General features: G+C 71.9%; 8 protein-coding genes. 4 read left to right on the forward strand and 4 right to left on the reverse strand.

All coding sequences use genetic code 11. The features are described 5' to 3' along the window. Positions 1 to 401: 401 nt before the first annotated feature. Positions 402 to 782, forward strand: a complete 381-nt coding sequence (locus MY526_RS26360; protein ID WP_436695860.1) for a hypothetical protein — start codon at positions 402 to 404, stop codon at positions 780 to 782. 59 nt (positions 783 to 841) lie between these two features. Here the strand turns inward: MY526_RS26360 and MY526_RS26365 are convergent, their stop codons facing one another. The 3 genes from MY526_RS26365 to MY526_RS26375 form a co-directional block, all read right to left on the reverse strand. Next, the gene (locus MY526_RS26365) at positions 842 to 1705 is read right to left on the reverse strand and encodes a hypothetical protein (protein ID WP_436705426.1); all 864 of its coding nucleotides are present in this window, start codon (positions 1703 to 1705) and stop codon (positions 842 to 844) included. A gap of 431 nt (positions 1706 to 2136) precedes the next feature. Beyond that, the gene (locus MY526_RS26370; RefSeq protein WP_436695862.1) at positions 2137 to 2286 is read right to left on the reverse strand and encodes a hypothetical protein; all 150 of its coding nucleotides are present in this window, start codon (positions 2284 to 2286) and stop codon (positions 2137 to 2139) included. Positions 2287 to 2573: 287 nt separating this feature from the next. Continuing rightward, complete coding sequence (locus MY526_RS26375; RefSeq protein ID WP_436705427.1) at positions 2574 to 4286, reverse strand: molybdopterin molybdotransferase MoeA; 1713 nt, start codon at positions 4284 to 4286, stop codon at positions 2574 to 2576. Between the two features lie 550 nt (positions 4287 to 4836). Here MY526_RS26375 and MY526_RS26380 point away from each other — a divergent pair. Genes MY526_RS26380 through MY526_RS26390 form a run of 3 tightly spaced genes read left to right on the forward strand, consistent with a single transcriptional unit; the run spans position 4837 to position 9807 of the window. Beyond that, positions 4837 to 7020 carry a molybdopterin-containing oxidoreductase family protein gene (locus tag MY526_RS26380; protein WP_436695864.1) on the forward strand — a complete coding sequence of 728 codons (2184 nt, stop codon included), beginning with the start codon at positions 4837 to 4839 and terminating at the stop codon, positions 7018 to 7020. Continuing rightward, positions 7017 to 7451 carry a radical SAM protein gene (locus MY526_RS26385; RefSeq protein ID WP_436705428.1) on the forward strand — a complete coding sequence of 145 codons (435 nt, stop codon included), beginning with the start codon at positions 7017 to 7019 and terminating at the stop codon, positions 7449 to 7451. Before MY526_RS26380 ends, MY526_RS26385 begins: the two co-directional genes overlap by 4 nt. Then, positions 7444 to 9807: a hypothetical protein gene (locus MY526_RS26390; RefSeq protein ID WP_436705429.1), complete on the forward strand. Its 2364-nt coding sequence runs from the start codon at positions 7444 to 7446 to the stop codon at positions 9805 to 9807. The genes MY526_RS26385 and MY526_RS26390 overlap by 8 nt, the downstream gene beginning before the upstream one ends. A 141-nt stretch (positions 9808 to 9948) precedes the next feature. On the opposite strand, the gene MY526_RS26395 is transcribed toward MY526_RS26390, so the two are convergent. Beyond that, the gene (locus MY526_RS26395) at positions 9949 to 10413 is read right to left on the reverse strand and encodes a tyrosine-type recombinase/integrase (protein ID WP_436705430.1); all 465 of its coding nucleotides are present in this window, start codon (positions 10411 to 10413) and stop codon (positions 9949 to 9951) included. Between the last annotated feature and the right edge of the window lie 236 nt (positions 10414 to 10649).

Below are 10649 nucleotides of genomic sequence, written 5' to 3' on the forward strand. Positions count from 1 at the left end.
CCCCGAGGCGCCGATCTTCGAGCTGGCCGACTTCGGCGTCGTCGGCGACCTGAACACCGTCGTGCCGCAGGCCACCGAGCAGATCGCCGCCCGCAAGGGCTGAGGAGCAACGGCCAGGCCACGGCCCGTTCGGTCTCACCTCGCTCCAGCCGGTGATCGTGACCGGGAACTCCCTGACCATCGTGGTCGAGGACATCCAGCTGCGCCGCGTCTCCGCGCCCCGGTGGGCGGGACGAGCGCTATGTCCCGGGCGCGGTCGATCGGCTCGCCCCTGAGGACAGGCCGGGTCTTCCATCGAGGGGGCGGCCCGTGTTCTCCCCCGATCCCCAGACCCGCACCCGGGGAGGAGCCTGGGTCGGGCATCGCCTGCCGGATTCTCGACCCAGAGGAGACGTGACGGAATGCCGACCACCTTCCTCAGCGAGAGGGCGCGCCGGAGCTACACCGCAACGCTGTGGTGCGACAAGGTCCTCACCTACGAGGCCCCCACGTTCGTTCCCGACGTGGGCGAGATCGTCCCGTGTCGTCGGCACGGCTTCTGCGCGGTCAGATCCCGGGAGGGGGGCGATGGCCGTGGGGAGGCCACTCCTCGCGCCGGCTACCGCAGGTCACACGGGGAGATGAGGGCCTTCCTCCGTGGACGCCCGGACACGACGATCCACGCGCTGAGACGAAACGGGTTCTCCTTGCGACTCGTCGCCGCGGCTCAGAGAGACGGACTCGTCGACGTCGACCTCGTCACCGGCAGAGTGGCCGCCCGCGTGCCCGTCGACGAACCCTGATCGCCGCCCACGTCTCCTCCGACGTCCTGCACTCGTCCGATGGGAAACTCCACGGGGCGTCACTCCGCAGCGTCACCCGGCCGCACGCTGGTTCCCACGGCGTAGCGATGCCGATCCATGTCCGACTCTGTGAGTGCGTGCGCTCTTTGATAGTCCGAGGAGAAAGTCAGGTCCGGATCGGATTCCCCGTAGCCGGACAGCACCGAGAAGACTTCTTCGACGCCGAGGGGGCGGAAGAACTGAGGTTCTGCGGCCCTGCTCGCCAGATGCTCGGCCAATTCGCTGCCGAGGATGGAACTCGAAGCTCGAGCACTCTCGGCAATACTTCCGACCGCGGTCGAGGATGGCGTGACGACCACGTCGGCGCCATCTAGACCGGCCCCGAACGGATCGAAGGTATAAGCCGTCTTCAGACTCTCGCGCAGTCCCTCTACCGTCTCTCGTGCCATCAGGCCTCGCGCCCTGGGCGCCTCTTCGATGAGCAGGCGCGTGATGCCGCGGTCGTTGACGGCACTGACGATGGACTCAGGGCCCTTGCCCACGATGACTTCCTTGTGCTCCGGCCAGACGTCGATCATGCCGTGGTAGCCGTGCAGATCTCCTACGTGGAAGACGAAGAAGTTGGGGTAGGCGTAGAAGTCCTCGGACTCCGCGAGTCTGATCTCGTAGAAGCGGCCGACGGCGGCCAGTAGCAATCCAGCTGCTCGGAGAGACGATCCCGCGGTGCGGCTGACGATCCCAAGTCGCTCGTTGCGGTCGAAATCCGGTAACACGTCATCGAATGTCGCAGCGTTTCCCCGGACAGAGTAGGTGAACTCGCGAGTCTTCATCAGCCGACTGAGATGCATGGCACCAGCCTGAGAGTCGCACAAACTCGTGGCAAGTGCGCTGTGCACAGCAGTTCGAGCGCGCGTGTCGGTCATCCTCCGACGATCGCATGTAGCTGGCGATCCGGGGGCCATGGCCATGAACTCGCCGCCCGGAGTGATCACCCGTCACGCACGGCGGCCACATGCATGCCGTTACCCGCCCGACACTGTCCCCTCAGGCCACCTGAGTCTGGCGCTGGGGCGTCCGCCACCGTTGTCGCAACGTGTCAGGTGACGCGGCAGACCAAGCGGTCGACATGCCTGACAGCCGAGGCAGTCCGGCGATGTCGTCGACCCATCGAATGACAGGGGGTCAAGGGGTCGCAGGTTCAAATCCTGTCAGCCCGACAGCGGGAAACCGCAGTTCAGGGGCCGTATCCGGAGAGATCCGGAACGGCCCCTGGCCGCTTGCCAGGGCGGTGTGACCCCCACTGATGACCACCATTAGGTCACGCTTGGTTCTCGTGCGACCCACCACGCCGAACTCACACCGCGCTGAAGCCGCCGTCGACGGTCAGCGTCGTCGGCCTTGCGTGGGCCAACGCCACCGCGCGGCGCAGGTCCCGGCCGTCCCGGAGCGGGTCGTGCTCGACCGACGCGACGTGGGTGCCGGTCACGTACAGGCTGGCCGCCATGCCCACGGCGTCGGCTCGTCGGATGACGCCGGTGCTGCAGCTGCGCAGCGATCCTGCGCTGGTCCGCGGGGCGTTCGGCACCCGCTACCCGTCGAGGCGTTCAGCCCGAGCTCCGGCTCGGCGTCGATGCTGACGGTTCTGCACTGAGCGATCCAGCAGGGCAACCAGGAGACTCGCTGGAGAAGTACCGGAGAAAGTCGCCGACTGGTGACGTCCACCGAGCGGACCCGGCCCCCGCGGCAGAGGTCCACAAGCGTGTCCCAGGCGGCACAAGGACCCGGTTGACGTCAACGGGTAGCACGCGGCGGGCCTTCGAGGGCGACCGTGCGGTCGCGCAGGCGGCGCCGGAAGGCCATGGAGCCCAGGGCGGCGCGCAGCCCCTCGACCGGCCGGCACGAGGCGGACGCCCCAGGAACGACCAGCACCTCGACGAGGTCGGCGGTGCGCGCGACTTCGAGGACGGTGATCGGGCCCAGCCGCCGCGCGTGGGCGGCGATGGCGCGCTCGTCCGGCCGCCCCTGCCGGAGCGGCAGGGCCAGCGCGGCGGCATGGCAGAGCCCGTCGGCCAGGGAGTCGATCGCGTCGGCCTCGGGACACGCCACCCAGGCCACCGCCCCGGCCGGCAGTTCCGCGGCGCGCACGTCCACCAGGGCCTCCGTTGCGGCCGATCGCCGTCCCCGCACGACCACGGTGTCCGGCGCGCACGGGGCGCCGGCGACGGGCGCCACCAGGACGGCGGTCCCGGCGGGGAGCTCTCCCGTACCGGCGGGGATTCGCAGCACCGCCTCCACCTGCACGAGCGTGGTCAGCGCGCCGGCGCCGCGGGGCAGGGGGGCGGCGACCAGTCGCTCCTCGGCGGTCCGCGGGTGGGGGATCCGGGCGAGCCGGACGCGGACGTGGTCCTCGACGTGCTCCGGTGACCGGAGCGCGACGGCCAGCCGGGCGGGGATCGCGCGCTCCGTGACCGGATCGCATTCGCGACCCAGGAGCCGGTCCAGCAACGGCCGCACGAAGCAGGCGAAGGCCCGCTCGGCCGATCCCGGGTAGCCCGGCACGCCGACGGCGGGCACGATCCGCTCGCACTCCAACACCCCGAGGAGGACCGGGTGCCCGGGCCGCATCGCGACGCCGCGCACCGCGACCCGGCCCAGCCGGTCGAGAACCGAACCGGTGTGGTCGTCGCGTCCGGCGCTGGAGCCGGCGATCACCAGGACCAGGTCGGCGCGTTCCGCGGCGTGGGCCAGGGCCGCGGTGATCCGGTCGGGGTCGTCCGGGACGACCGGCAGGGCCAGCGCCGTGCAGCCGGCGTCCTCGGACAGGCCGGCGAGCATCAGCGAGTTGGTGTCCAGGATCTCGCCGGGGCGCAGCGAAGAGCCGATCGGCCGGATCTCGTCGCCGGTCGGCACGATCGCCACGACCGGACGGCGGCGCACGCTCACGGTGGTGTGCCCGACCGCCGCGAGCGCCGCCGCGTCCACGGGCCGGATGCGGTGCCCGGCGGGGAGCACGACGGCCCCGGACTCGACGTCCTCGCCGATCCGCCGCAGGTGGCGGCCGGGGGAGGGCCACGGGCCGGTGACCACCGCGCTCCCGTCGGGCAGGAAGGCGACCTGTTCGCGCATGACGACCGCGTCGCGGCCGTCCGGCACCGGGTCGCCGGTGTCGACGCGGTCGAACTCCGCCGGGCCCAGCTCGACCGGCCCCTCGCGCGGGTCGGGGCCGCTGGTCACCGCGATGCCGTCCATGGCCGCGGCCCGGTAAGCGGGCACCGGGTGCCGGGCGCGCAGCTCCGCGGAGGTGACGCGGTCGCGGGCGGCGTCGACCGTCACCGTCTCGCCGCTGACGGCGGGATGCCAGCCCGCGGACCGGCAGGTGTGCATCCAGGCGCTGAACGCCGCGGCCACCGGATCGGTCGGGACAGCGGGCGGCGTGGTGGCCCGCGGTGCGGCGCAGCCGCAGGAGGGGTGGTCGTCGACGGCCCGTGGCTGGGTGGCGGTCACTCGCCGCCCCTGCGAACGGCGTCAGCCGCTGGTGGTGCCGAGCTTCTCGTACGGCTCGGTGACCGTGCAGGGAGGGCGGGCTCGCCGCCGACCTCGCAAGGCTCGTAGTCCTCGGCAGAGACGGCCGAACGCGCGTACTCCAGGGCCTGCGGCATCGTGGGCATCCCGTGCTCCTCCGGGTCGGGGACCGAGCGGTGCGCACCGGGGAGCGACGCCGGGTGGAATGGCCGAGGCGCCGGTGCAACAGCCGTCAGGGTGCCATTGTCCGGTCGCGGCGGAAACCGCCGGAATTCCGAGGCCGGCGGCCGTCCAGCGCCCTGAGCTGGAGCGACATGCCCGCGAAACGGCGCCGACGCGGCGATTTTCGATTCATCTCCACACTTTCCGGTGCCGCGGAAACGGTGGCCATGGACGCCGTCCCGGCGCGCGCACATCTTCATTCCTCCGACACACCTCTGTAACGCCGGATCGGCTGAGATGACGACCTCGGACCCCGCTTCCGCACGGGCCGGTGGTCGCCCATTCCGTCTCTTCCGTGGAGGTCCTCCCGATGACGCTCGCACCCGATGCCGGCCTGCGCGGCAAGGAACTGACGATCGTCCGCGGCGCGTGCCCACACGACTGCCCGGACACCTGCGCCATGCTCTACACCGTCGACGACGGTCGGCTCGTCGACGTCCAGGGCGATCCCGACCACCCGATGACCAAGGGGCGCCTCTGCGTCAAGCTCAAGAACTTCCCCGAGCACCACTACCAGGCCGACCGGCTGATGCACCCCATGCGCCGGGTGGGCCCGAAGGGCGCCGGAGAGTTCGAGCCGATCACCTGGGACGAGGCGCTCGCCGAGATCAAGCAGCGCTGGACGGCGATCATCGACGAGTACGGCAGCCAGGCGATCATGCCGCACGCCTACCTCGGGCATCAGGGCGTGCTCAACGGCCTGACCTCCGGCGACGCGTTCTTCAACCGGCTCGGGTCGACCGTCGCGGAGAAGACCTACTGCGAGTCGGGCTCCTCGACCGCCTGGCACATGACGGTGGGGGGCACCGGCGGCCTCGACGTGGAGTCGATGGTGCACGCGAAGTACATCGTCGTCTGGGGCATGAACATGACCAGCACGAACATCCACGGCTGGCCGTTCATCCTGCAGGCGCGGAAGGAGAACGGCGCCAAGATCGTCGTCATCGACCCGGTCCGCACCCGCACGGCGAATCAGGCCGACTGGCACATCCCCATCCGGCCCGGGACGGACGGCGCGCTGGCCATGGGGCTGATCCACGAGATCATCGCGCAGGGGCTGACCGACACCGACTACGTCGAGCGGTACACGGTCGGCTACGACGAACTGGCCGAGCGCGCGGCGGCCTACCCGCCGGAGCGGGTCGCGGAGATCACCGGCATCCCCGCCGAGGACATCCGCACGCTGGCCCGCGAGTACGCGACCAGCCAGCCGGCGGCGATCCGCCAGGGTGTGGCGATCGAGCGCAGCCGTGGTGGCGGCCAGGCCATCCGGGCCATCACCTGCCTGCCGGCGCTGGTCGGAGCCTGGCGACACGTCGGCGGCGGCACGATGGAGATGCCGATCTGGGAGTTCCCCACGCTGTTCGACCGGATCTGCATGCCGCAGTGGATCCCCGAGGGCACCCGGGTGGTCAACGAGCTGGACCTGGGCATGGCGCTGACCGGCGAGATGGCCCTGGACCCGCCGATCAAGTCGTTGTTCGTCTACAACTCCAACCCGGTCTCGCAGGGCCCGGCGCAGACGAAGACGATGCAGGGGCTGATGCGCGAGGACCTCTTCACGGTGGTCAGCGACCACTTCATCACCGACACGGCGCGCTTCGCCGACCTCGTGCTGCCCGCGACCATGCAGGCCGAGCAGCTCGACATCATGGTCACCTGGGGCCACCTCTACATCTCGCTCAACCAGCCGGCCATCGCCCCACCCGGCGACTGCGTGCCCAACGTCGAGCTGTTCCGGCGCCTGGCCGCGACGATGGGGTTCGACGACGACTACTGGAAGCGCACCGACGAGGAGATGCTCGTCGACTTCCACGACTGGGACGCCCCGGCGCTGCAGGGCATCACGCTCGAGACGCTCAAGCAGACCGGCTGGGCCCGCCTCGACGTCGGCCTGCCGGGCGAGCGGGCGCCACACGCCGAGGGCAACTTCCCGACCCCGTCGGGCAAGTGCGAGTTCCGGTCGAGCCTCGCCGAGGGCGGCAACTTCGTCGTCCCCGTGTGGCGGTCGATGTACGAGGCCATGCAGCCCGGCGGCTACGTCGACCCGCTGCCGGACTACGTGCCGCCCTTCGAGTCGCCGGAGTCCGACCCGGAGCTGGCCAAGCGGTACCCGCTCAACATCGTCTCGCCCAAGCCGCACGCCTTCCTCAACAGTCAGTACGCCAACGCCTCGGACAAGCAGGCCGTGCAGGGCGAGCAGCGCGTGTTCATCCACCCGGCCGACGCCGCCGACCGCGGCATCGTCGGCGGGGAGACGGTGCGGGTGTTCAACGACCGCGGCGGCTTCACCGGCCCCGCCGTCATCGAGGACGCGCTGATGCCGGGGGTGGTCATGGCCAACGTCGGGCACTGGCAGAGCAGGAGCTCTGGCAGCACGGTCAACTCGATCACCGCCGACCGGCACAACATGCTGGGCAACGCGGGGGTGTACTCGGACAACCTGGTGGAGGTCCGGAAGGCCGGGGACCCCCCGGCGCTCGTCGTCCCGTGACCGCGGTGGCCCCGCCGGGGCATCCGGCCGGCGACGTCGCCGCGCCGGCCGCTGCCCGCGCCGTCGTCGACCGGCGCGTGCGGCAACAGCAGGACCTGCGGATCTCGGTGACCGACCGGTGCAACGTCCGCTGCACGCACTGCACGCCCCGGAAGGCGCTCGGCCCGGCGCGGCGCTTCCTGCCGCGCCGGGAGCTGCTCGACGTCGACGAGCTGGTGCGGGTGGGCAGGGTCCTCGAGGCGCTCGCGGTGCGCAAGATCCGGCTCACCGGTGGGGAGCCGGAGCTGCGGCGCGACGTCGTCGAGCTCGTGGCCCGGCTGGTCGAGGTGACCGCCCCGTTCTGCGGCAGCTGTACCCGCGCCCGGGGCGCGCTCGCCGAGGAGGCCGGACCGGCGCCGGCCCGGATCGCGATGTCCTGCATCGGTGGCTGAGCCGCCGGCCCCGGAGACCGATCCCAGCGGCGGGTTCGTCCGGGTGCGCGGTGCCCGCGTGCACAACCTGCGCGACGTCGACGTCGACGTCCCGCGCGACGCGCTGGTCGCGTTCACCGGCGTCTCCGGGTCGGGAAAGTCGTCCTTGGCTTTCGGCACGGTGTTCGCCGAGGCGCAGCGCCGGTACCTGGAGGTGCTCGCCCCGCACGCGCGCCGGCTGATCACCCAGGTGGCGGCCCCCGACGTGGACGACGTCGGCGGCCTGCCCCCGGCGGTCGCGCTGCGCCAACAGCGCGGCGGTGGGGTCACCGACCGTTCCACGGTGGGCAGCCTCTCGGCGCTGTCGAACACGCTTCGGTTGCTGTTCTCGCGCGCCGGCACGGCGGCGCAGGGCGCGCCCCCGCTGGACTCCGAGGCGTTCTCGCCGAACACGCACGCGGGCGCCTGCCCGGCCTGCTCGGGGCTGGGCCGCACGTACCGGACCACTGAGGAGAGGCTGGTCCCCGATCCGTCTCTGAGCGTCCGGCAGAAGGCGATCGCGGCCTGGCCGGGTGCCTGGCACGGCAAGAACCTCCGCGACATCCTCGGCGCCCTGGGGCACGACGTGGACCGCCCCTGGCGGGAGCTGCCGCAGGAGGAACGGGACTGGATCCTGTTCACCGACGAGCAGCCGGTGGTCACCGTGACCCCGGTCCGCGACGCGACGACCGTGCAGGGCCCCTACGAGGGCACCTACACGAGCGCCCGCCGGTACGTGCTGCACACGATCGCGACGACGAAGAGCCAGGCGCTCCGGCGACGGGCGTTGCAGTTCGTCGAGACGGCGGACTGTCCCGCGTGCGCCGGCCGGCGGCTGCGGCAGGAGGCCCTGGCGGTCACCGTGGGCGGGCACGCCATCGACGAGGTGACCGCGCTGCCGCTCGACGAGCTGGCCGCGCTGCTGACCGGAGCCGACCTCGCCTCCCCGGTCGGCAAGGGTCTGGTCGAGGACCTGGTGGAGCGCATCGGGACGCTGACCGGGCTCGGTCTGGGGCACCTGACGATGGCCCGGCCGGTGCCCACGCTGTCGGCCGGGGAGCTGCAGCGGCTGCGGCTGGCGGCGACGGTCAGGGCCGGCCTGTTCGGCGTCGTCTACGTGTTCGACGAGCCCTCCGCGGGACTGCACCCGGCCGACACCGCCGCCGTCGTCGAGGTGCTGCGGCGACTCCGGACGGCGGGCAACTCGGTGTTCGTCGTCGAGCACGACATGGCCGTGGTGCGGCAGGCCGAGTGGCTGGTCGACGTCGGGCCCGGCGCCGGGGTCGCCGGGGGTCGGGTGCTGCACAGCGGGCCGGTGGCGGAGCTGGCCGGTGTCGCCGCCTCGGTCACCCGCCGGTACCTGTTCGGGGGAGCCCCGGTGGCGCCGCGGCCGGCGCGCGCCCCCGACGAGCACATCACGCTGCGGGGGCTGTCCCGCCACAACCTGCGCGGCATCGACGTCGACCTGCCGCGCCGGGTGCTGACGGTCGTCACCGGGGTGTCGGGCTCGGGGAAGAGCAGCCTGCTCGACGAGGCGGCGGCCGCGCTCGAGGGCGGCGGGTGGCGCGTTGTCCGGCTGGACCAGACCCCGATCGGGCGCACCCCGCGGTCCAACCTGGCTACCTACACCGGCCTGTTCGACGCCGTGCGTGCGCTGTTCGCCGCGACCGCCGAGGCGCGCCGCCGGGGGTACGACGCCGGCCGGTTCTCCTTCAACCGGCCGGCCGGCCGCTGCCCCGACTGTGAGGGGGAGGGGTGGGTCAGCGTCGAGTTGCTCTTCCTGCCGTCGCTCTACGCGCGCTGCGCCACCTGCGACGGAGCCCGATACAACCCGCAGACGCTCGAGGTGACCTACCGGGGAGCGACGATCGCGGAGGTCCTCGACCTCACGGTCGAGGAGGCCGCCGGGTTCTTCATCGCCGTGCCCGCGGTCGGCGGCCCTCTCACGGCGCTCCGAGACGTCGGCCTGCACTACCTGCGGCTCGGGCAGCCGGCGACCGAGCTGTCCGGCGGCGAGGCGCAGCGGCTGAAGACCGCCACCGAGCTCGCCCGGCCCCGCCGCGGCGGCGGCCCGGAGACGGTCTACCTGCTCGACGAGCCGACCACCGGCCTGCACCCGGCCGACGTCGAGATGCTGGTGACGCACCTACACCGCCTGGTCGACCGGGGGGCCACGGTGGTGGCGGCCAGCCACGACCTTGTGGTGATCGGCGCGGCGGACCACGTCGTGGAGCTGGGGCCCGGCGCTGGGCCCCACGGCGGCACCGTCGTCGTCACCGGCCCGCCCGGCGCCCTCGCTGCACACCCGGACAGCGTCACCGGCCGGTACCTCGGGTGACGTACCGCTGGGTGGTGTAGCTCGCGGCCGTGCGGAGGTTCTGCGGGTTGGACTCATGACGCGATCAGGGCCGGCTGCGCCACCTCCTCTGCGGAGTCGGAGCGGCGGCGAGCAGCGCCATGGAGCCCTCGGCTGCAACGGTCACCAGCGGAGCGCCTCGTCGAGCCGGTCGGTCGCCTCGCGCTGCTGGGCGGGACCTACGTGGCTGTAGATGTCGGCGGTGACGGCGTACGAGGAGTGTCCGAGGTGCTCCTGGACGACCTTGGTGTGGGTGCAGGCGGCCAGCAGGAAGCTCGCCGCGGAGTGCCGCAGGGTGTGGAGCGTGACGCCGCGGAGGCCGGCACGCTCCGCGAGGACCTCGAAGCGCCGTAGGACGGTGCCGGGTCGCCCATGACGTGTCCCCTCCAGTTGCCGTCCCGGTTCGCCGACGTGGAGCGCGGGCCAGACGCCGACGACGCCCGTGCGCCAGTGCGTCGACGATGGGGGAGCGACCTCGCGTTCTCCTGCAGTTCCGCTCCGGGCAGCGAGGTCCTGTCGACACGACAGGGGAGCTCGAGCTCCAGTGTCGAATCGTGCGCCACGTCCGCGGGTGTCCGAAAAGGTCAAGGAATCTGACTGGAACGGTGCAGCCTTCCCACCTCACGGCCCTCACAATTATTGCATACGGGGTGGGGCGCGAATCCCGCGCCCAAGGCTCGTGCCGGTCCTCCAGAGCATTCCCCTGCACTTCGGCACGCCGCGAAATGGCAACTCTTCCGCTCCGATTCAGCCTTCGACATGGAGAATTGACATGCACTTCCTCGACGATTCCCTGTTCCCCGAGAACCAGGAGAAGCTGGTCA

It is taken from the genome of Geodermatophilus sp. CPCC 205761 (genome assembly GCF_051383655.1).
Lineage (GTDB): Bacteria > Actinomycetota > Actinomycetes > Mycobacteriales > Geodermatophilaceae > Geodermatophilus.

Coding starts and splice junctions, on each gene's coding strand:
- MY526_RS26360 (WP_436695860.1), top strand. CDS start 402: ATGCCGACCACCTTCCTCAGCGAGAGGGCGCGCCGGAGCTACACCGCA.
- MY526_RS26365 (WP_436705426.1), bottom strand. CDS start 1,705: ATGACCGACACGCGCGCTCGAACTGCTGTGCACAGCGCACTTGCCACG.
- MY526_RS26370 (WP_436695862.1), bottom strand. CDS start 2,286: ATGGCGGCCAGCCTGTACGTGACCGGCACCCACGTCGCGTCGGTCGAG.
- MY526_RS26380 (WP_436695864.1), top strand. CDS start 4,837: ATGACGCTCGCACCCGATGCCGGCCTGCGCGGCAAGGAACTGACGATC.